Source organism: Catenovulum sp. 2E275, assembly GCF_025515275.1.
In the GTDB taxonomy this organism is placed as follows: Bacteria; Pseudomonadota; Gammaproteobacteria; order Enterobacterales; family Alteromonadaceae; genus Catenovulum.
On sequence record NZ_JAOPFU010000009.1, the window covers coordinates 21,881 to 42,754 of the forward strand.

A 20,874-nucleotide genomic window follows, 5' to 3' on the forward strand; every position below is an offset into this window, starting at 1 on the left:
ATGGTGATTAAAGCGCCATTGTTAAACTTAATGTGATAGTCGTATTTTTTAACTCGGCACAAAGACTTGCATCTATAGAGTCTGCAAACATTTTAGCTATGCTTAATCCCAATCCATAATTATGGGATGAGGTTCTTGAGCTATCTTTTTGCCAAAGTGGTTCAAAAAAATATGCTATGTCTGATTGTGTCAGTATATCTTTTACTTCGTTTTCTATTGATATATTAAGTGTAGTAGGGGTTGAAAATATCGTTACTTTAATTTCTGTCTGCGGTTTTTTATGGGCTTGCGCATTTTTTAAAAGGTTTAACAGTATGCTCTCAACGGCAAATAAATTTGAACGAACTGGCGGTATATTATTAGCTATAGTGAGCTGGTAAGTTGTAATCTTTTGAGTATTAATGAGTTTATCAAGTAATTGGTTTATATCAAAAATATCGTCTTTATTTAATTTTCCATCACGATATTTATGGAGCAATAAAACGTGACTCACAATATGTTGCAGGCGCTGGCTAATACTTAATACTTGAGGCGCAAAATCTTCCATTAAGTCATTGTTATCAGGAAACTTAAGTACGACTTCTGTTAAATTTATTAGCTCAGAGATAGGGGTTTTTAGCTCATGCGATATATCTGATGTTAATCTTTTTTCTCGCAAATAAAGCTGGTGGTTTTCATTCATAAAACGATTAAGGCTTTCTACTACTGGCAAAAGTTCTGAGACCGGTTCTTTGAGTTGGAGTTTGGTTTTATTTTTGGCTAGGTTCAACTCACGAATTTGCTCATTCATTTTATGTAATGGCGATAAACCTAAATCGACGGTTTTTCTGACAAAAACTCGAATAAAAATGATTACAGATATAGTTGTAACAACAAATATAATATCGATTAACCAAAGTACAAAATTTAAACCCTCTGCGGCACAGGCATAAGCTATGACTATTTCTTGTGTGGGCTGTTTTGTGGTTTGCAATGAAGATGGGGTAAATTTGTTGTAAATAATCCTGCCCGAGCGACCATCCGGTAAAGTGTTTTCAATAACTTTGGTTTGTGCTAAAGGGAAGTTATCCAGATAAGGCAACGCTTTTTGGGTAAATAAATCCAAACTCGCAGAGCGAGCCAGCACTTTACCGTTTAACCATAATTGATAATATTCTGGCTCAGAATCACCTTCAAATTCAGGTAAAAATCGTGCAGAAAAATTAGCTTCAATTGTACCATTTTGTTCAATAACTAATGTTTTTAACATGCCTAATTTAGCTACCATTGCCTTATTAAATTGTGAGTCTATCCAGCCGTCAACTGCGATATCTGTTGCTAATAAAATTAACAGAACAACCCCTGTGATAGTAACTGATAGAGTGCTAACTAATTTTTTGCGAATTGATTTCATAATTGCTTATTGCTTTTCTACGTAGTAACCAAACCCTCGTTTGGTAATAACGGGTAGTTCTTCGCCTGCTTGCTTTATTTTTCTACGAGCCGATGAAATATGTGCTTCAATTGCGTTTTTAGAAACACTATCGTAATGACCGGTTAAGTAAGTGCTTAACTTTTCAGGTGTTATAACTTGATTCTGGTTGGAAAATAAGCACTCAATGATTTTAAATTCGTTAGGGGTAAGGTCTATATTGAGTTGATTTACTTTGACGGTTTTTAATTGAAGATCAATGGTTAAAAACTGATACCGGATGATGTCTGAATGATTTTTTAAATCACCCCGTCTCATTAAGGATAATAAGCGGGCGTGTAATTCGTCAAATGAGAAGGGTTTACTTAAATAATCATCGGCTCCGGTTAATAAACCTTGCACTCTTTCTTCCGGTTGAGATTTAGCCGATAAAATTAAAACCCGTACATTTTTGTTATCGCGCCTAATCGCTTTCAATAAACTTAACCCATCTAATCCGGGTAGCATAATATCCAAAATTAATAAATCATACTCGCCCATAAGTGCCATACTTAAACCTTGAGAACCATCCCCAGTGCTGTCGACAGTAAAGCCAAGGTTATTAAGTCCAGTTGTTAGGCTGCGCCTTAATGAATGGGAGTCTTCAACTAAAAGTAAATTCATTATTTCGTTTATCCGGGAGTATGTACAAGCTTTTTATTGTAATCAGTGTAACGGGCAAATCAAGGCATCTATAAACAATCAGTTTTTCTTCAGCCAATCTTCAGTTTAGTGGGATAACGTACACCAAATTTCCTAAACTAGTCAGCCTGATTATGAGTTATTTACGATTTTTTAAACCTATTTTTATTTTTTATTTTGTATTGTTATTGCTATTTTCTTTGTGTCGGTTTGGCCTGTTGTTATGGTTAAATCAACGTATACAAGGTGCCGATTTATCGGCGTTAATTAGTGGAGGATTAAGAGTTGACTTGAGCTCATCTGCTTACTTATCTATTCCGATTTTGTTATTAAGCTTTATCTATTTTTACAGCGATATTAAGTTTAAACCTTATATTTGTTATTTGGTTAAGTATTATTCAGTTGTAGTTATTACCTTGGTTATTTTAATTGAGGCTGCAACTCCTGCATTTATTAGTCAGTACGATATTCGGCCAAATCGGTTATTTGTTGAATATCTAATTTATCCCAAAGAAGTATTTTCAATGTTGTTATCAGGGCATTTAGTTAGTTTGATTTCTAGTTTAATGCTTAGTGTTTTTGCTTTTTATATGGCTAAAAAATGGATACCTAAGTTAGCAGAACAACAGTCAACACATAATGCTTTGTTTAGTTTTTTTACTTTAGCAATATTATTTATTTTATGTGTTTTAGCTAGAGGTACAACTGGACCAAGGCCATTAAACCCAGCATTAGTATATTTTAGTGAAGATTCTTTGGTAAATTCGCTAGTGTTGAACTCACCATACAGCGTCGCTTTTGCATTAAAAAGTTTGCGAAATGAAAAAAGCTCTAATCAACTGTATGGCAATATGCCAAGACAAGAAATCATAGATACAGTTCGTAGTAGTAGCTATCGAACCAACTTTTATAACGAGCAGATCCCCACTTTGGCTGAAAATAAGCCCTATCAAACTCAGCAGAAAAAAAACTTGGTGATTATTTTAGAAGAAAGTTTAGGCGCTCGATTTGTGAAAACTTTGGGTGGTTCAGGTATTACTCCTGAACTGGATAAACTTTATCAACAAGGGTGGGGATTTGATAATTTATATGCTACAGGAACTCGTTCTGTTCGAGGGATAGAAGCTGTTGTAACTGGATTTTTGCCATCGCCTTCACGCTCTGTTGTAAAGCTGTCTAAATCACAACGTCATTTTTTTACTTTAGCTGAGTTGTTAGCACAGTCTGGATACCATACTCAGTTTATCTATGGTGGTGAAAGCCACTTTGATAATATGAAAAGTTTTTTTCTGGGGAATGGGTTTAATCAGGTTATTGATTTTGATGATATTAATAAGCCAGAGTTTGTTGCATCTTGGGGGGTGAGTGATGAAGACTTATTTACTCAAGCCGATCAGGAACTCACTAAACTGGCTAATATTCACCAGCCATTTTTTAGTTTGATTTTTACTTCAAGTAATCATGACCCGTTTGAGATCCCACAAGGTAAAGTCGTTTTGGATGATTCATATCAGACGGATAAACCCAAGCGAGATTTAGCCATCAAGTATGCCGATTATGCACTAGGTCAGTTTATTGATAAAGCTAAAAGCAGCGAATACTGGCACAACACTGTGTTTTTAGTGGTGGCAGATCATGATGTTCGTGTATATGGCTCAGAGCCTGTGCCTATTAAGTCGTTTCATATTCCAGCTGTTATTTTAAATACTGATTTTGATAAAACTCGGGATGCCCGTTTGGTAAGCCAGATTGATCTGCCGGTCACTTTGTTATCTTTAATTGGTTTGGAAACAGCGACTCCTATGACCGGGTTTGATTTAACCCAACAATATCCGGTTGAGCGGGCTATGATGCAGTATTACGATAATTTTGCCTATCTTGAAAATAATCAAGCCGTGGTATTAATGCCCGGCGGTAAAACCAGTTTTTGGGATTATGATTTAGCCAGTAAAAAACAAACTCAACTTTTACCGCTAATGAATAACCAACAGCAACAATTGCACCATAAAGCATTAGCGCATGTGCTGTTTAGCTCTTTGGCGTATCAGAATCAGCTATATCGTCTTAACGCAAAATGAGATCAGGTTTCATCATTATGAAGTTAGCCAAATTATTGCCTCCTAAAACTTACTCTGCATTACTGATATTTATATCTATTTATACCAGCCTGATATTTAATAGCTTATTTATTACTAAAGTATTTTACAGCACCACATTAACCAGTGTTCAAAGTATTTTATTTTTAATTTCGGTTCCATTGCTGTTATTTTTGATATGTCTAATTTTATATAGCTGGCTTTCTCTAATTATTTTTGTCAGATTAACGCTGGTTATTTCGGTGCTTATTTCTGCTGTTTTATTGTACGCATCAAATAATTATGGTGTTATTTTTGATAAAAGCATGCTCACAAACATTGTTGAAACTAATACAGGTGAGGCTTTATCTTATCTGAATTTTCATCTTGTTATCTTTGTTTTGTTATTAACAGTGCTCCCACTCAGTTTACTATTTAACTACCAATCAAATGAAAGCCTATTTTGTAAAATTAAATCTTTTATCAAAATTAACTTAATAGCAGGGCTAGGCATTGTATTAATCGCTCTCCCCCTGTATCAAACCTATGCTGCTGTTGGACGTAATAATAAAGAAGTTATTCAATATATTGTTCCATTCTCATTTTATGTAACTGGTTTTAAATATATACGAGATACATATTTTCTACCGCCGCTACCTTTTAAATTATTAGATAAATCTCCGAGGTTAACTAAACACCAAATCCGAACTGTTACTGTTATGGTGGTTGGTGAAACCGCCCGAACTCAAAATTTTTCATTAGGCAATTATGAAAAATCGACCAATCAATACACTCAAGCAGAGCAGGTTAAGTTTTTTACTCAGGTTCAGTCTTGTGGGACAGCTACGGCGATATCGGTGCCATGTATGTTTTCAAGACTGGATAGAAAGGAATACACTAGTCGTTTGGCTGAAAGCCAAGAAAATGTAATAGATATCATTCATCGTGCTGGAACAAAAGTGTTGTGGCTTGACAATAATAGTAGCTGTAAAGGGGTTTGTAAGCGGGTAGATAGTATTAATATTCAGGCTAAAAATACCCCTTTTTGTAAAGGTCACCATTGTTTTGACGAGGCATTATTGGCTCCTTTAAGCCAAGCATTGGATGCAGAAAATCAGTTTAACCAATTTATTATCTTACATTTAATCGGTTCGCATGGTCCAACTTATTATCAAAGGTATCCAAAGCGGTTTAATGTTTTTACCCCTGATTGTGCCAGGAGTGATATTCAAAACTGTAGTCCAACTCAGTTAATTAATACCTATGACAATACGTTGCTTTATACTGATTATGTTTTGGCGCAAATAATAAAATTATTAAAGCAGAATTTGGCAGATCAAGTGAGTTTGTTATATATATCGGATCATGGGGAATCGTTAGGTGAAAACGGCTTATATTTACATGGTTTTCCGTATCAATTAGCACCGCAGGAACAAACCCATATACCTATGTTATATTGGAGCAATCAATTAACAAAGCCAGCTTATACACAATGCCTGAACCATTTTTTAGATCAACCTTTAACCCACGATAATATTTATGACATTTTGTTAGGTTTAACCAATACCCAAAGTAAAACTTATCAAGCTCAGCGTGATATTTTTAATGTTTGTCGGATGATTGAGGAGTCGTAACTGTAAATGAATTTTGATGTAACCAATAAACCTAAAGGATTTAAAAGAATTGTGATGGCGGCAGGTCATTCAATGAGCGCACTAAATTGGTTAGCTAAAAACGAAGCCGCCTTTCGACAAGAGCTCGTTATTTTATTCGTAGCAATTCTACTGTGCATCGGAGTAGATTTTAGTCTTTATCAAAAGTTAATCTTGTTAAGCACTGCTTTATTTTTATTGTTTACTGAAATAGTGAATACGGCTATTGAAGTGATTATTGACCGAGTTAGTTTGGAGCTACATCCGTTATCTAAACTGGCTAAAGATTTAGGTTCAGCCGCCGTTTTAATCGCTTTATGCATTTTAATATTAGGTTGGACTTGCTGCTTTTATCTTCAATTTTTTACCAGCTAAATTGTGTTTTTTAATTTATTATCCAAAGTTGAGGTTATTTAGGTATACAATGTCGTAAATTTTGCAATGTATGTGGTTGAATGAATTTTATTAAGCAGTTACTCATTTTATTATTAAGTGCAGGGGTGATTATTGGGATTGGTGCGGGTGTGTACTGGTTATTTCATGCCGGACAAAGCTATTTAGATGCGAGTTATTCTAATAGCCCATTAACCAGTCCTATTTTATGGCTGGTAATGATTATTGCGGCAATTGTTGCTGTGGTTTCCAGAATATGGCGGCGCTATCAGGAAAAACTGTTTATCAGGCAGTTGAGTCAGCGCAAAGCTAAATCCAGCGCTGATAAACAATCATAAAGTTAAACCTGTTTAAATCGAATTAAATGATAAAGCGGAACAAGGATAAAAACAGCCGCATATAAGGCAAAAATAAACTGCATCCATTGTGGCATACTCAAGCCTAAAAATTGCCAGTCAAGCGTTGCACAGTCACCACGTACTTCAAATAAAGCCGGAAACCAGATATCCGGTGCAAACCAGCTTGGAAAATCCGGCATAAAATCACAACCAGCAAACGGATTTGGATTTGCCTGAATATCCACATGCTCTGCGGCTATTTTATAGCCCCATAACGCAAAAAAGAGTCCGCCAAGGTAACTGACAACTCGGGTATAAAGCTCTTTGGGGAATAACAATGCTGGTAAACAGGCGACAAAAACACCCCATAGCGCAAGTCGCTGGTAAATACATTTTATGCAAGGCTCAAGTCCCATCGCATACTGAAAATATAAAGCGGTAAACTCAAGCGCTAATACTGACAAAGTTAAGATTAGCCAGGCGCTGCGTTTTTGGTTAAATGCTAAAGCCACTCAAATATCCTTCTTAATTTTTTTAGTGATTAATTGATTTTCAGTTAAACAGAAAGTTCAATTTAACAGGCAATAAACGCTTATTTGTTATTGCCTTATTGTTATCATTTGATTTTTTATATCAACTCTTAATGTATTTGCGATTCTATCACGGCAGAAGCTGCGTGGTGTTCAATTAATCCGGTTGAATATAAAAAGTCAGTTAATTGTGGTAAAAACAACCAAGTGAAAATTAATCCAACCGTTGTTAATACCAGAGTGTAGGGCAGCGCCATATAAACCATTCGGCCATAAGATAACCTGACTAAAGGCGCCAAGGTGCTGGTTAACAAAAATAAAAATGCGGCTTGTCCGTTAGGGGTCGCAATACTGGGTAAATTAGTGCCGGTATTTATGGCTATTGCTAATAAATCAAACTGTTCACGGCTAATTTGACCGGTTAGTAGCGCTTCTTTTACTTCGGTAATATAAACCGAACCAACAAAAACATTATCGCTGACCATAGATAACAAGCCGTTTGCTAAATAAAATACCGCTAGTTGTGAGCGACCTTCAAAAGTAAGTACCCATTCGATAACTGGAATAAATAAATGCTGGTCGATAATAACGGCAACAACTGCAAAAAATACGCAAAGCAGGGCGGTAAATGGAAGCGATTCTTGAAACGCTCGGCCAATTTGGTGCTCGTCAGTAACGCCACAAAAACTGGTCGCAAAAATAATAATGCTTAACCCAATTAAGCCAACCGTTGCTAAATGTAAAGCAAGTGCGATAATTAACCAAACCGCAATCAGGGCTTGAATATAGTATTTGGCAACATCCTGTTTGGTTTGTTTGGCATCCATATAATGGTCGTAATCGGTTAGAATTTTTCTAACTTTATCCGGCAGTTTTGCCCCATAACCAAAACTTTTTGTTTTTTCGAGTAAAACGGTTGTGGTTAAACCACAAATTAAAACCGGAATAGTCACCGCAGACATACGGAGAAAAAACTCAATAAAACCCCACTGTGCTTTGGCGGCAATAATCAGATTTTGTGGTTCACCTACCATAGTGGTAACCCCGCCAAGAGCTGTCCCTATGGCAGCATGCATTAATAAATTACGTAAAAAAGCACGAAAGTCTTCCAGTTGTTCTTCAGATAATGGCTCAATTTTAGAGTCTTCGGTGTGATCATGTTCAGCCGAAAAATCTTTACCGGACGCGACTCTGTGATAAATCGAATAAAAACCAACTGCGACACTGATGATCACAGCGATAACGGTTAATGCATCTAAAAATGCGGATAAAACAGCCGCAGCACAAACAAAAGCCAGTGATAAATTTGTTTTTGAGCGTACATGAATCAGCAATTTGGTAAATAAAAACAGCAGCAGGTTTTTCATAAAATAAATACCGGCGACCATAAAAATTAACAGCAGTAGCACTTCAATATTGGATTCTATTTCATGCATAACATGATCTATGCTGGTCATTCCAATGGCGATTGCCTCGATTACTAATAAACCTCCGGGTTGTAGTGGGTAGCATTTTAATGCCATCGCCAGCGTAAAAATAAATTCTGCAACTAGTAACCAACCCGCAAGATAGGGGGAGGTATAAAAAATAATCGGGTTAACAATTAAAAACGTTAAAATAAGTTGTTTGTACCAATTGGGGGAATTACCGAGAAAGTTTTTCAGAAAGGCTTGAGTTAATGTTATTGCCATTTTGAGGTTTCCTGTGTGAGTGTTTATTTTTAGTTTTAGAATTATTTAGTGGTTATCTGTTATCAAGTATCCATTTTTAACTATAGGATTTAGTTATAAAATTCGCTATAGTCACGGAAAAAATTCACGGTTAACATTGAGGACAGTTTTTGTTTTATCCAACCAGTTTATTTATCGCGCAAAGATATAGCCGTGGTCATCAGTCTAATAAATTTGTTTCTTTTATTACGTTTTTTTCTGTCGCGGGCATTAGTTTAGGCGTCATTGCGCTAATTTCTGTGATCTCTGTGATGAATGGGTTTGAAAGTGAGCTTAAAAAACGCATTTTAGGTGTGATCCCACACATGGTTGTGCAGCAGTCTCAAGCTGAAACGCCAAACTTTATCAGCGACTTACAAAATACCCCAAATGTGATTGGGGTAACGCCGTTTGAGCAGCAGGCTGGTTTGGTGCAATCGGCTCAGGATATGCGCGCGATTTATGTTCAGGGCATTGAACCGAGCGAATCAGCTAAATATTCAATTATTGCACATAACATTGTTTATGGTGATTTTTACCAGCTAAAGCCGCGTCAATATCAGGTTGTGATTGCCCAGCAACTAGCTAATCAGTTAGATGTGAGAGTAGGCGATAAAATACGGGTGATGCTGGCTAAAGGCAGCACTTATACGCCAATGGGACGTGTGCCTGTACAACGAAACTTTACCGTCGCCGCTATTTTTAACGCTGGCTCAGACGCTGATGCAAATGTAGTATTAATCCATATTCAGGATTTAAACCGATTATTACGCCAGCCCGTAGAGCAAGTGAGCAGTGTTCGTTTGTATTTAGACGATGCTTTTAATTTAAATTTTGCTAAACAATCTATTTTAGCCAAACATCCCGACTGGCAAATTACTGACTGGCGGCAGACTCAAGGTGAGTTATTTGAAGCGGTTAAAATGGAAAAAAATATGATGTGGTTAATGCTGGCGCTGATTATTGCCGTGGCCACATTTAACATTGTATCGGCATTGGTAATGGTGGTTAATGATAAACGTGTTGAAATTGCATCGCTTAAAACCATCGGCATGACTAACCGCCAACTGGTGATGATTTTTATTTTACAGGGCATGTATAAAGGCTGTGTTGGTGCTGTTATTGGCACGGTAGCTGGTGTGCTGTTAAGTTTTAATTTAAATAATATTTTAGCTGTATTGGGGGTTGGTATTTTTGCTAATCCGGCGTATGCAATGCAAGGCTTACCGATTGATTTACACTGGCATCAGGTTATTTTAATTGCGTTATCCGCTATTTTTATGAGCTTTTTAGCAACCATTTATCCGGCTTACCGAGCTGCCAGCACCAAACCTGCAGAGATTTTAAGATATGAATAAACCTTTATTTGAATGCAAAAATATCACTAAAAAATATCATGACGGCTCTGCTCAAATTAGTGTATTAAATCAACTTAATTTAACTTTATCGGCCGCTGAAAATGTCGCCATTGTGGGCAGTTCCGGCTCAGGTAAAAGTAGTCTTTTACATATTATGGGCACATTAGATGCTCCAACCGAAGGGCAAATTTTATTTAAAGGGCAAGATATTCACCAGTTATCAGAGCGCAAACAGGCTTTGTTTCGTAACCAAAATTTAGGGTTTGTTTATCAGTTTCATCATTTATTAGGTGAATTTAACGCGCTTGAAAATGTAGTGATGCCATTATTAATTGCCAAACAACCATTAAAGCAGGCTGAGCAACAAGCTAAAGCTATGTTAGAGCGGGTCGGGTTATCGCACAGGTTAAAGCATAAACCAAGTGAGCTTTCTGGTGGTGAAAGGCAAAGAGTTGCCATTGCGCGTGCTTTGGTGCATCAACCCGATATTGTTTTGGCCGATGAGCCAACCGGTAATTTGGATGCTGAAAATGCGGCGGCGGTTTTTGATTTAATTTTACAGCTTAAAAATGAGTTATCGACTTGTTTTGTTTTTGTCACTCACGACTTAAATTTAGCCAATAAAATGGATAGACAACTAAAACTTAAACAAGGCCTGTTATTTGAATTAAATGCCGAAGTGGTTGAGCATGATTAATTCTTTAGCTGCAAAAATAGGGATTCGTTACGCCAAAAGTCAGGCACATAACCGATTTATTCGCTTTATTTCAGCGTCATCAACCAGCGGCATTGCGCTTGGTGTATGTGTGTTGATCTGGGTTTTATCGGCTATGAATGGCTTTGAAAATGAGCTTAAAACCCGGCTATTATCGATTGTGCCACATATTGAATTTAGCAGTGTAGAAGCCAGCGGTATTGAAAATTGGCAAAGTGTTGCGGCTGGTATTAAACAGCATCAGCAGGTACTTGGCGTGGCGCCTTTTGTGCGCTTTAGTGGGTTGATTCAGTATAAAGATGAATTAAAACCGGTTGAAATTCGTGGAATTGACTGGCAAGCAGAGCAGGCGGTTGCCGATTTAAAATCTTATATCATGCCTGAGTACATAAATAATTTTAAGCAGCAAGAAGGGGTGATTTTAGGTAAAGATTTAGCCAAATCACTTAAGTTAAGCATAGGTGATTCTGTTCAGGTTTTGGTCCCTCAGGTTGATGAAAATAAAAGATTATTACCGCCTAAATCATTAAGTTTAACATTAATTGGATTGCTTGAATCTGGCGGGCAGCTTGATCATACCATAGGATTTACCCAGCTACCGGTAGCCGCTGCGGCAACCGGCTGGACACGCGGTGTACAAGGGTTAAGAATCAAAATTGATGATGTCTTTAATGCCGGAAAAATAGCGCGTGAAATTGGTTATACCTTGCCGGTTTATGTTTATGTACAAGACTGGACCCGACAGTTTGGGCATGTATATAACGATATTCAACTGGTACGCAGTATTATGTATATTATTTTGGCGCTCGTAATAGCCGTTGCTTGTTTTAATATCGTCTCGACTTTGGTTATGGCGGTCAATGAAAAGCAAAGTGATATTGCGATTTTGCGCACTATGGGCATGAAAAAACAGCATATTGTGCAAAGCTTTATGTTACAAGGCTTATATCATGGTTTACTGGGCACCAGTATTGGGGTTGTTTTAGGGATTTTAGGCGGTTTGTATTTAGGTAAATTTATTGCGCTACTGGAATCGTTATTTGGCTTTCATTTGTTATCTGGTGACATTTATTTTATCGACTTTTTACCAACTAAACTCAATTGGCATGATGTCTGGATAACCGCAAGTGTGGCGATTGTGATGTCATTAATTGCAACTATTTATCCGTCGTTAAAAGCCGCTAAAGTAGACCCTGCAAAAGTTGTCGGAAAAATTTAGCCAACGGCAAAAAATACTAATAAAAACAAACTAAAAACGCCAGCGCATAATTGCGCTGGCGTTTTATTTTATTCTGGTTTGCTGCGGTAAATATCCAACAGCTTATTGGTAAAGTCTTCGGCTTCTAATCCACTTTTATAATCTAAATGATAACTATGGTGAAAACCGAGCGAGAGTTTAACGTAAGGATCGTGAATGCTAATGTTATAACCATCCTGATCACTATCGGCAATTAAGCCATGATAATGCCAGCCATCATCTTTCTTTTCTCCTTTTTCTTGAATAATAGAAAAGACACGATAAATAATTTTACTATCTAAACTGTTTTTCATGCTTCACTCCTTAGCTATATATTGACCTACATAAAAGACATGGGGATGATTAAGCATAAAAAAAGCCCCGATTAAAAATAATAATCAGGGCTTTATTTAAAATGTGAAGCAGGCTTGTTTAGCTAAGCTAAATGTTAGCCTTCAAACATAGCTGAAATTGATTCTTCGTTGCTCACACGGCGAATGGCTTCAGCCAGCATAGAGCTGAGCGTACGCTGTACAACTTTATCCAATTTAGCCATAGCAGGATCAAGTGGAATACTGTCAGTGACAATCAGTTTATCAATTTGTGAATCACGGATGTTTTCAACTGCGTTACCAGAGAAAACTGGGTGAGTTGCATAAGCAAATACCTGACGAGCGCCTTTTTCTTTAAGTGCCGCAGCCGCTTTTGATAAGGTGCCACCTGTATCTATCATATCATCTACAATAATACAGTCACGGCCTTCAACATCACCAATAATATGCATTACCTGAGCAACGTTTGCTCGTGGGCGACGTTTATCGATAATTGCTAAATCGCAATCATCAAACTGTTTAGCAATTGCACGGGCACGAACAACACCACCAATATCTGGAGAAACAATAACCGGGTTTTCAAATTTTTGCTCACGCATGTGGTCAAGTAAAATTGGGCTGCCAAATACGTTATCTACCGGCACATCAAAAAAGCCCTGAATTTGTTCAGCATGCAGGTCAACTGTCATCACACGGTCAACCCCAACATTAGATAAAAAGTCTGCAATCACTTTAGCTGTAATTGGCACACGGGCAGAACGAACACGTCTGTCTTGACGGGCATAACCAAAATAAGGAATTACCGCAGTGATACGGCCAGCAGATGCACGACGCAACGCATCAATCATGACAATTAGTTCCATTAAGTTGTCATTTGTAGGAGCGCAAGTTGACTGAATAATAAAAACGTCGGCACCACGAACGTTTTCGTTAATCTGAACGCTAATCTCACCATCGCTAAAACGGCCAACAACGGCTGAACCTAATTTAGTATAAAGACGGTCTGCGATTCTCTGAGCCAACTCAGGGGTTGCGTTTCCTGTGAAAATTTTCATATCAGGCACGGTAATAAACCTCAGGCAATATCGTTAAATAGTATTTACAAATTAAGCCGGACTTAGCAATAACCGGCTCAAAGGCTAAAATTGTTCAGCTATTAAAGCATGAACAGGTGAAGTATTCAGAGTGCTAACAACATAAGCGTTAATATCATTTGGCGCTAACTTAGCAACTTTTTGCGCTTGCTCTGGCGTATCAAACAAAGCAAAACAAGCCGCACCTGACCCTGTCATTCTCGATGGCGCGTATTCTATCAACCAGTCTAAGGTTTTGGCAACCGCTGCAAAGCGAGCTTTTGCAATAGATTCAAAGTCATTGCCTGTTTTTTCGAAAGAATAGTGTGAAAAATCAATTTTTGCTGTATTTCTGGGTAAATTTTTATCAGCAAATAATTCGGCGGTAGAAACATGGCAGTTTTTAGCTATGGCTAATAATAAGCTTTGCTCTGGAACTGTAGTTGGGTATAAAAATTCGCCAATGCCTTGAGCAAAAGCGGTTGTGCCACGTACAAATACAGGCACATCCGCGCCGAGTTTAACGCCGATTTCAGCTAATTGATCAATTGATAAATTAATTTGCCATAATTTATTTAATATTAATAAAGTGGTTGCGCAGTTAGATGAACCGCCGCCTAAGCCTGCACCGGCCGGAATGCGTTTTTCCACGCGCATTTTTATACCAAAATTTTGTTTGTTATAAGGCATTAAAGCCTGCGCGGCTTTATAAATTAAATTATTTTGTGCACTTATATCTAATAAATCACCATTTAAACTAATATTCGCATCATTGGTTAATTCAAAATGCAGCGTGTCGGCTAAATCAATAAACTGAAATAAAGTTTGTAGTTCGTGGTATCCGTTATCGCGGCGACCGGTAATATGTAAAAACCAATTAATTTTGGCTGGAGATAAACAACTTATTGTTTTCATTGATTAATCTGTTCCCACTGATTGATCTGCAAAATCACAGTTAAATTGTGTGTTTGGCATTTTATTTTTTTGGGTAATTGAATGGGGCCAACTGACTGATAACTTAAATAAGTTAACTGCCACTCTTGGCTTGAGCTGGTTCTAACGATTACTTGTTTTGGTAAACCATCTGGATGATAGCTGGCAACAACGCCTTTATGAATACCTTTAACCCAGTTGGTTAATTGCATTAACGGAATCTGCCAGCCAATTTGCTCTGCAATTAATTGCTCCGGTGCATTCGACTGGTAACTTTTGCCATCGGCCGTTATTTCTATTTGATTTGGCGTACCGGCAATATCCGCAACCTGAATACCTAAGTAAGTGCTTAGCTGAATATCGTAAGCTTGTTGGTCTTGTCGCCAATATAAAGTGGCACTTTTACTGTTAGCTTGGGTTTTAAATGCAATTTTGCCAGAAACCGTAAATTGTTTAATTTGTGACGGATGAGTGAGTTTGTCCAGCTCAATATTAGGTTGTAAGCTGGTACAAGCTTGTAAAAAAATGACCAATATCAATAAAGATATTCGATTGAGGGCGCTAAAAGCTTTCATTCTGCGTGTCCATCTCGTAAAATTACACTCTTTCCAATTTTTCATATTTAGACTAGGTAAGCAAAGAAGTTTCAATGGCATTATTTTCTTTCGGTATTAGCTACAAAACAGCTCCAGTTAGTATACGGGAGAAAGTTTCATTTTCCACAGAACAAGTTGTTGAGTTTGTGATGTCGCTAAAAGAAGCCAATATCGCCGATGAAGCTGTGGTGGTTTCTACCTGTAACCGAACCGAAGTTTACCTGACTAGTGATCAATTTGACAGACAAAGTGCATTAAGCTGGATGTGCGGCTCTCATGGTGTTGACTGTGAAAAACTGAGCGATTGCATGTATTTTCATAGCGATGCAGACAGTATCAGGCATCTAATGCAAGTTGCCTGTGGGTTAGACTCTATGGTTTTGGGTGAACCACAAATTTTAGGCCAGTTAAAACAAGCTTATTCAGTTGCAGACCAACACAGATTTATTGGCGGCCCGTTAGCCAAATTATTTCAGATGACATTCTCAGTAGCTAAAGATGTTAGAACCAATACTGAAATTGGTGAATCTGCGGTGTCGGTTGCTTTTGCAGCTGTCAGCCTAGCCAAACAAATTTTTGCCGATTTAGCTAAAGCTAAAGTATTACTGGTTGGCGCAGGCGAAACCACAGAGTTAGTTGCCCGTCATTTGTATGATAATGGCGCACGCGATTTAACCGTTGCTAACCGCAGCACGCAAAGAGCGGAAAACCTAGCGACTGAGTTTAATGCTAAAGTGGCAACTTTATCGCAAATACCAGATTTATTAGCTCAAGTTGATATTGTCGTCAGCTCAACCGCCAGCACTTTACCTTTAATTGGTAAAGGTATGGTTGAAAACGCAATTAAACAGCGCCGTAATCGTCCTATCTTTATGGTGGATTTAGCTGTGCCCAGAGACATTGAAACTCAGGTTAACGATATAGATAATATCTATTTATATACAGTTGACGATTTGCAGGGTATAGTCCAGCGCAATCAACAAAAGCGTGTGAAAGCAGCAGAAAAAGCACAGGGTATTATCGAAAACGAAGTTGAAAACTATCAGCTTTGGTTAAAATCGCTTGAGTCGGTTGATTACGTAAGAAGTTACCGCGCGCAAGCCGAAAAAATAAAAGACACATTATTACAACGTGCATTGAATCAGTTAGAACAGGGTGCAGAGCCGCAAAAAGTATTAACTGAATTAAGTAATAAGTTAACAAATCAATTGGTTCATACACCAACCGTGGCTTTAAGAGCAGCCGCGAGTTCAGATAATAAATGTAATATCGAATTTTTAGCCGAGCATCTTGGCGTTAATCCAGAGTAAAACAAAATCCATGAAAGAATCTATTATTCACAAGTTAGAACTGCTTGAAGAAAGATACGAAGAAGTTCAGGCCATGTTAGGTGATCCTGATGTTATTACTAATCAGGATAAATTTAGAGCATTATCAAAAGAATATGCTCAATTAGAAGAAGTTGTTAAAGGGTTTCGGGCTTTTAAAGACGCACAGGATAATTTAGCTGCAGCGCAAGAAATGCTTGAAGATGACGACGCTGAAATGCGTGAAATGGCGCAGGAAGAAATTAAAGCAGCTAAAGGTGTATTAGAAGATTTAGAACACGAGTTGCAAATTTTATTACTGCCTAAAGATCCAAATGACGATCGCAACTGCTTTGTTGAAATTAGAGCCGGAGCCGGTGGAGACGAAGCTGGTATATTTGCCGGTGATTTATTCCGTATGTATTCACGTTTTGCTGAGCGTAAACGCTGGAAAATTGAATTAATGAGTGCTAACGAAAGCGAACAGGGTGGTTATAAAGAAGTCATTGCCCGGATTGAAGGCGACGGCGCTTATGGTTTATTAAAATTTGAATCGGGCGGTCATAGGGTTCAGCGTGTACCAGAAACTGAATCGCAAGGGCGAATTCATACTTCGGCCTGTACGGTCGCGGTATTACCGGAAGTCCCAGAAGCTGAAGCGGTGCAAATTAATTCGGCAGATTTACGTATTGATACTTTCCGTGCATCGGGCGCGGGTGGTCAGCACGTTAACCGAACCGATTCTGCGGTACGTATTACCCATATTCCAACCGGTGTTGTGGTGGAATGTCAAGACGAGCGTTCGCAACATAAAAACAAAGCTAAAGCTATGTCGGTATTGGTTGCGCGAATTCAAGCAGCTGAAGACGAAAAACGCCGTGTAGAAGATGAATCAACCCGCCGTAATTTAGTAGGAAGTGGTGATAGATCAGAACGTATCCGCACTTATAACTATCCACAAGGGCGAATTACCGATCATAGAATCAACTTAACCTTATACAAATTAACAGATGTAATTGAAGGCGATTTAAACTCTGTATTAGATCCGCTGGTACAAGAACATCAGGCTGATCAGTTAGCTGCATTATCAGATAACTAATTAAGCTATTGATTTAATGAGTGTTGGTACTTCACTGTTTGATTCACCGCTTAACATTGAGCAAGCTTGGCGCAGTGCCGCCAGCTTGTTAGTTAACTCAGAATCAGCCCGGTTAGATAGCCAGTTATTATTATTACATGCACTTGAAAAAACCGAGCGCAGTTATTTATTAACTTGGCCTGAGCGGGAATTATCTCAAACTCAAATTGACCAATTTTCAGCCCTAATTAAGCAGCGTATTACCGGTGTACCGGTTGCACATTTAATTGGTAACCGAGAATTTTGGGGATTAGCTTTAGCGGTTAATGCTTCAACTTTAATTCCGCGTCCGGATACCGAAGTTATTATTGAAACTGTGTTAGATTTATATCAACACCAGCTTAATGATACGCTAAAAGCGCTCGATTTAGGCACAGGCACAGGCGCAATTGCGTTGGCGCTTAAATCCGAATGTCCAAACTGGCAAATTGATGCAGTGGAATATTCAAAGCAAGCCGCAGAATTAGCCCAGCAGAACTCAACAGCATTAAATTTAGCAATTAATATTTATCAGGGAAGCTGGTTTGAGCCGCTAAATTTAAACCCTCAACAATATCAGTTAATTGTTTCTAATCCGCCTTATATTGAAGAAAATGATCCGCATTTGGCGCAAGGCGATGTGAGATTTGAACCCGAATCCGCATTGGTTGCTGCAAACAATGGCATGGCTGATATTGAACATATTATTGAAACTGCTCAACATTTTTTAGCCGATCAAGCTTGGCTTATTTTGGAGCATGGCTATCAGCAGGCTGGTGCGGTGCAAGCCGTATTTAACCAGTATGCCAGCTATCAATTGGTTCAAACCATTAGTGACTTATCTGGCCAGCCTAGAATAACCCTAGCCCAATTTAAAAAATAACCTCTCTTCTTTACTAATCCGATTGATTTTTTGATTATTTTCTTGTGGGTTTAATATTTCTCATCTAATTTAATAATTAGGAAAAATTCCTAATTATTAGCTGGGACCTGCTGTTATGAACGATGATTTTTTATTTTTTGAAGAAGAGCTAGAAGATACTCCATTAAGTGAAAACCCAAACATTCAGAAATGGAAAATCATTATTGTTGATGATGAAGAAGAAGTACATGCGGTTACTAAATTGGCATTAAGTGACTTCACCTTTCATAATAAAGGATTAGAGTTTATTAGTGCTTATTCAGGAGAAGAAGCTAAACAAACCATTTTAGCTCACCAGGATGCAGCAGTTATCTTACTCGATGTTGTTATGGAAACAGATGATGCAGGACTCAAAGTAGTTGATTTTATTCGTAATCAGGCAAATAACCATTTTGTCAGAGTGATTTTAAGAACCGGTCAACCCGGTCAGGCACCAGAGCGTCAGGTAATTGTTAATTACGATATTAATGACTATAAATCAAAAACTGAGCTAACTGCACAAAAACTTTTTACAGTAGTGATGTCTAGTTTGCGTTCTTATCGCGATATTATGGCACTCGAAAAAAACCGGGCAGGACTTGAAACTATTATCCAAGCATCAGCTAATTTATTTAGTAATCATTCAATGGAAAGTTTTATTCAAGGGCTTTTACGTCAGTTGACTTCTATTATTTCTTGTTCAGATGAAGCTATGTATATTACTTCTTTAGTTGCTGATGATGAAACCGGAGATGGACAGTTAGTGGTGGTTGCTGGGCAAGGAGAGTTTTCAGGTTTAGAAGGTAAACACTTATTTGATGTAATTGCTCAAGAACAGAAACTGGATTTTGATCAGGCGATTGCAAATAAGTCAATTGTATACGGCCATGATTATATTATTGCATATTGTCAAAGCCGCAGTACGCGTGGTGCTTTATTATATATTTCAAATATTGCTGAAGCTTTATCTGAAACAGATAAACATTTAATTGAATTATTTACCCAAAATGTACAAATTGCGTTTGATAATGTGTTACTGACACAGGAAATTGAAGATACTCAAAAAGAAGTCGTTTTCCGGATGAGTGAAGCTGTTGAGTGCCGCTCAAAAGAAACTGGAAACCATGTAAAAAGAGTCGCACAGTATTGTAGAGTTTTGGCTGAAAAGCTTAATTTGCCAAATGCGACTATAGAAGAGTTGGTGTTAGCCTCGCCATTACATGATATTGGTAAAATAGGTATATCAGACAAAATATTACATAAGCCAGGTAAATTAACTGACGAAGAAAGAAATATTATGCAAAAACACGCCGAATTAGGCTATAAAATTTTGCAAAATAGTAATAAAGCAATTATTTCCGCTGGTGCTATTATTTCATTAGACCATCATGAAAAATGGGATGGTACAGGCTATCCTAATAGAAAAAAGGCAGAAGACATTCATTTATATGGACGAATTGTTGCAATAGCAGATGTTTATGATGCCCTTAGAAACGAACGGTGTTATAAAAAAGCTTGGTCAGTCGCAGATACTTTAGAACATATTGAGGAGCAAAGTGGTAAACATTTTGATCCTCAATTAGTAGATATCATGCTTACTCATATTAATGAGTTTGAAAAGATTCTCTTAGAGTTTCCAGACACAGAAGAAGCTCAATTTGGTTAAGGGTACTGTTTCGTTTCAACCTCGGTTTTATATTGGCTGGCTACTTTTAAAATCGTATCGCTGACATGCGCATACTGTTTTGAAAATGGCGGCCAATAATCACCAATGCCTAGCGCATCGTTAATTACTAATACTTGCCCATCAGTTTGCCCGCCAGCGCCAATTCCTATGGTTGGAATGGTTAATGCCTGAGTTAATTTTTCTCCTAATTCAGCCGGAACATGCTCAATTACTATCATACCTGCACCGGCTTGTTGTAATTGAATCGACTCTTGTAAAATTTGCTCAGCTTCGGCTGCATCTTTACCCACTTTTTTAAAGCTGGTTGCTTTTTGTGGGGTTAAACCGGTATGAGCACATACCTCAATGCCAGCCTCGGTAATGGCTTGTACTGCTTGATAATATGGGCCTTCTAACTTTACGCTATCGGCTCCGGCAGTAATAATGCGTTTGGCATTGTCCACTGCATCTTCAACGGTTTCGTAAGACAAATGCGGTAAATCACCAATAATATGTGTATTTGGCGCACCGCGGCGAACCGCTGCAATATGATAAACCATGTGATCCATAGTGACATCACGCGTGCTGGAAAACCCCATTTCAACCATACCAACCGAATCGCCAACTAAAATAATTGGAATTCCGGCTTGCTCAATACTGCGTGCAACCGGGCAATTATAAGCCGTTAACATGCTAATGCGGCTAACGCCTTTTAATTGTTGAAGTTGTTTAAGTGTTTGTCTCATAAAAATTAAACAAATAGCCTAGTGATAACGGCTAAGGATACTCTTTTTAGTTAAAAAATAAAAATTAAATCCTGCAAGCTCAGGTTTAACTTTTTTTATTGATA

Annotated in this window: 20 protein-coding genes; 11 read left to right on the forward strand and 9 right to left on the reverse strand. The window is 37.9% G+C overall.

Annotated elements, in window-relative coordinates:
- Window positions 1-7: 7 nt before the first annotated feature.
- Window positions 8-1,393, reverse strand: coding sequence for a sensor histidine kinase (locus N7931_RS06785; RefSeq protein ID WP_262792873.1), 1,386 nt, complete (start codon window positions 1,391-1,393; stop codon window positions 8-10).
- A 6-nt stretch (window positions 1,394-1,399) separates the two neighbouring features.
- Window positions 1,400-2,074 carry a response regulator transcription factor gene (locus N7931_RS06790; protein ID WP_262792875.1) on the reverse strand — a complete coding sequence of 225 codons (675 nt, stop codon included), beginning with the start codon at window positions 2,072-2,074 and terminating at the stop codon, window positions 1,400-1,402.
- A gap of 152 nt (window positions 2,075-2,226) precedes the next feature.
- On the opposite strand from N7931_RS06790, the gene N7931_RS06795 reads away from it, so the two are divergent.
- From N7931_RS06795 to N7931_RS06810, 4 genes are all read left to right on the forward strand, one after another.
- Entirely contained in the window at window positions 2,227-4,170 is a 1,944-nt protein-coding gene (locus tag N7931_RS06795; protein ID WP_262792876.1) for an LTA synthase family protein, read from the forward strand.
- 17 nt (window positions 4,171-4,187) lie between these two features.
- Window positions 4,188-5,801, forward strand: a complete 1,614-nt coding sequence (locus N7931_RS06800; protein ID WP_262792878.1) for a phosphoethanolamine transferase — start codon at window positions 4,188-4,190, stop codon at window positions 5,799-5,801.
- A gap of 6 nt (window positions 5,802-5,807) precedes the next feature.
- On the forward strand, window positions 5,808-6,194 hold the full coding sequence (locus tag N7931_RS06805) for a diacylglycerol kinase (protein ID WP_262792879.1): 387 nt from the start codon (window positions 5,808-5,810) through the stop codon (window positions 6,192-6,194).
- Window positions 6,195-6,274: 80 nt separating this feature from the next.
- Window positions 6,275-6,550 (forward strand): hypothetical protein, encoded by a 276-nt coding sequence (locus tag N7931_RS06810; protein WP_262792881.1) that lies wholly within the window; start codon window positions 6,275-6,277, stop codon window positions 6,548-6,550.
- Between the two features lie 2 nt (window positions 6,551-6,552).
- Here N7931_RS06810 and dsbB read toward each other — a convergent pair whose 3' ends face one another.
- Together dsbB and nhaB are read right to left on the reverse strand one after the other, a co-directional pair.
- On the reverse strand, window positions 6,553-7,062 hold the full coding sequence (gene dsbB, locus N7931_RS06815; protein WP_262792883.1) for a disulfide bond formation protein DsbB: 510 nt from the start codon (window positions 7,060-7,062) through the stop codon (window positions 6,553-6,555).
- A 128-nt stretch (window positions 7,063-7,190) separates the two neighbouring features.
- Window positions 7,191-8,771: a sodium/proton antiporter NhaB gene (nhaB, locus tag N7931_RS06820; protein ID WP_262792885.1), complete on the reverse strand. Its 1,581-nt coding sequence runs from the start codon at window positions 8,769-8,771 to the stop codon at window positions 7,191-7,193.
- A gap of 149 nt (window positions 8,772-8,920) precedes the next feature.
- Between nhaB and N7931_RS06825 the strand changes: the two genes are divergently transcribed.
- From N7931_RS06825 to lolE, 3 genes are read left to right on the forward strand one after another with little or no spacing between them, the layout of a single operon-like run.
- Entirely contained in the window at window positions 8,921-10,147 is a 1,227-nt protein-coding gene (locus N7931_RS06825) for a lipoprotein-releasing ABC transporter permease subunit (protein ID WP_262792887.1), read from the forward strand.
- On the forward strand, window positions 10,140-10,844 hold the full coding sequence (gene lolD, locus N7931_RS06830; protein ID WP_262792889.1) for a lipoprotein-releasing ABC transporter ATP-binding protein LolD: 705 nt from the start codon (window positions 10,140-10,142) through the stop codon (window positions 10,842-10,844). The genes N7931_RS06825 and lolD overlap by 8 nt, the downstream gene beginning before the upstream one ends.
- Window positions 10,837-12,081, forward strand: coding sequence for a lipoprotein-releasing ABC transporter permease subunit LolE (gene lolE, locus N7931_RS06835; protein WP_262792891.1), 1,245 nt, complete (start codon window positions 10,837-10,839; stop codon window positions 12,079-12,081). The genes lolD and lolE overlap by 8 nt, the downstream gene beginning before the upstream one ends.
- 68 nt (window positions 12,082-12,149) lie before the next feature.
- On the opposite strand, the gene N7931_RS06840 is transcribed toward lolE, so the two are convergent.
- The 4 genes from N7931_RS06840 to lolB all read right to left on the reverse strand — a co-directional run bounded on the left by N7931_RS06840 (window position 12,150) and on the right by lolB (window position 15,012).
- On the reverse strand, window positions 12,150-12,413 hold the full coding sequence (locus tag N7931_RS06840) for a DUF3081 domain-containing protein (protein WP_262792893.1): 264 nt from the start codon (window positions 12,411-12,413) through the stop codon (window positions 12,150-12,152).
- 134 nt (window positions 12,414-12,547) lie between these two features.
- Window positions 12,548-13,495, reverse strand: coding sequence for a ribose-phosphate pyrophosphokinase (locus tag N7931_RS06845; protein ID WP_262792894.1), 948 nt, complete (start codon window positions 13,493-13,495; stop codon window positions 12,548-12,550).
- Window positions 13,496-13,570: 75 nt separating this feature from the next.
- Window positions 13,571-14,419, reverse strand: coding sequence for a 4-(cytidine 5'-diphospho)-2-C-methyl-D-erythritol kinase (gene ispE / locus N7931_RS06850; protein ID WP_262792895.1), 849 nt, complete (start codon window positions 14,417-14,419; stop codon window positions 13,571-13,573).
- The gene (lolB, locus tag N7931_RS06855) at window positions 14,416-15,012 is read right to left on the reverse strand and encodes a lipoprotein insertase outer membrane protein LolB (protein WP_262792896.1); all 597 of its coding nucleotides are present in this window, start codon (window positions 15,010-15,012) and stop codon (window positions 14,416-14,418) included. Before lolB ends, ispE begins: the two co-directional genes overlap by 4 nt.
- A 74-nt stretch (window positions 15,013-15,086) precedes the next feature.
- On the opposite strand from lolB, the gene hemA reads away from it, so the two are divergent.
- The 4 genes from hemA (at window position 15,087) to N7931_RS06875 (ending at window position 20,024) form a co-directional block, all read left to right on the forward strand.
- A complete protein-coding gene (gene hemA / locus N7931_RS06860) occupies window positions 15,087-16,343 on the forward strand; it encodes a glutamyl-tRNA reductase (RefSeq protein ID WP_262792897.1) in 1,257 nt (418 codons plus the stop codon).
- A 10-nt stretch (window positions 16,344-16,353) separates the two neighbouring features.
- Entirely contained in the window at window positions 16,354-17,439 is a 1,086-nt protein-coding gene (gene prfA, locus N7931_RS06865) for a peptide chain release factor 1 (protein ID WP_262792899.1), read from the forward strand.
- A 16-nt stretch (window positions 17,440-17,455) separates the two neighbouring features.
- Window positions 17,456-18,340: a peptide chain release factor N(5)-glutamine methyltransferase gene (gene prmC, locus N7931_RS06870; RefSeq protein WP_262792900.1), complete on the forward strand. Its 885-nt coding sequence runs from the start codon at window positions 17,456-17,458 to the stop codon at window positions 18,338-18,340.
- 115 nt (window positions 18,341-18,455) lie between these two features.
- On the forward strand, window positions 18,456-20,024 hold the full coding sequence (locus N7931_RS06875; RefSeq protein WP_262792901.1) for a DUF3369 domain-containing protein: 1,569 nt from the start codon (window positions 18,456-18,458) through the stop codon (window positions 20,022-20,024).
- Here N7931_RS06875 and panB read toward each other — a convergent pair.
- Entirely contained in the window at window positions 20,021-20,770 is a 750-nt protein-coding gene (panB, locus tag N7931_RS06880; protein WP_262792902.1) for a 3-methyl-2-oxobutanoate hydroxymethyltransferase, read from the reverse strand. The genes N7931_RS06875 and panB overlap by 4 nt on opposite strands.
- Between the last annotated feature and the right edge of the window lie 104 nt (window positions 20,771-20,874).

Bases quoted from the DNA above. Each gene is read 5' to 3' on its own strand.
- N7931_RS06785 (WP_262792873.1), bottom strand. From the start codon at position 1,393: ATGAAATCAATTCGCAAAAAATTAGTTAGCACTCTATCAGTTACTATC.
- N7931_RS06790 (WP_262792875.1), bottom strand. From the start codon at position 2,074: ATGAATTTACTTTTAGTTGAAGACTCCCATTCATTAAGGCGCAGCCTA.
- N7931_RS06795 (WP_262792876.1), top strand. From the start codon at position 2,227: ATGAGTTATTTACGATTTTTTAAACCTATTTTTATTTTTTATTTTGTA.
- N7931_RS06800 (WP_262792878.1), top strand. From the start codon at position 4,188: ATGAAGTTAGCCAAATTATTGCCTCCTAAAACTTACTCTGCATTACTG.
- N7931_RS06805 (WP_262792879.1), top strand. From the start codon at position 5,808: ATGAATTTTGATGTAACCAATAAACCTAAAGGATTTAAAAGAATTGTG.
- N7931_RS06810 (WP_262792881.1), top strand. From the start codon at position 6,275: ATGAATTTTATTAAGCAGTTACTCATTTTATTATTAAGTGCAGGGGTG.
- nhaB (WP_262792885.1), bottom strand. From the start codon at position 8,771: ATGGCAATAACATTAACTCAAGCCTTTCTGAAAAACTTTCTCGGTAAT.
- lolD (WP_262792889.1), top strand. From the start codon at position 10,140: ATGAATAAACCTTTATTTGAATGCAAAAATATCACTAAAAAATATCAT.
- lolE (WP_262792891.1), top strand. From the start codon at position 10,837: ATGATTAATTCTTTAGCTGCAAAAATAGGGATTCGTTACGCCAAAAGT.
- N7931_RS06840 (WP_262792893.1), bottom strand. From the start codon at position 12,413: ATGAAAAACAGTTTAGATAGTAAAATTATTTATCGTGTCTTTTCTATT.
- ispE (WP_262792895.1), bottom strand. From the start codon at position 14,419: ATGAAAACAATAAGTTGTTTATCTCCAGCCAAAATTAATTGGTTTTTA.
- lolB (WP_262792896.1), bottom strand. From the start codon at position 15,012: ATGAAAGCTTTTAGCGCCCTCAATCGAATATCTTTATTGATATTGGTC.
- hemA (WP_262792897.1), top strand. From the start codon at position 15,087: ATGGCATTATTTTCTTTCGGTATTAGCTACAAAACAGCTCCAGTTAGT.
- prfA (WP_262792899.1), top strand. From the start codon at position 16,354: ATGAAAGAATCTATTATTCACAAGTTAGAACTGCTTGAAGAAAGATAC.
- prmC (WP_262792900.1), top strand. From the start codon at position 17,456: ATGAGTGTTGGTACTTCACTGTTTGATTCACCGCTTAACATTGAGCAA.
- N7931_RS06875 (WP_262792901.1), top strand. From the start codon at position 18,456: ATGAACGATGATTTTTTATTTTTTGAAGAAGAGCTAGAAGATACTCCA.
- panB (WP_262792902.1), bottom strand. From the start codon at position 20,770: ATGAGACAAACACTTAAACAACTTCAACAATTAAAAGGCGTTAGCCGC.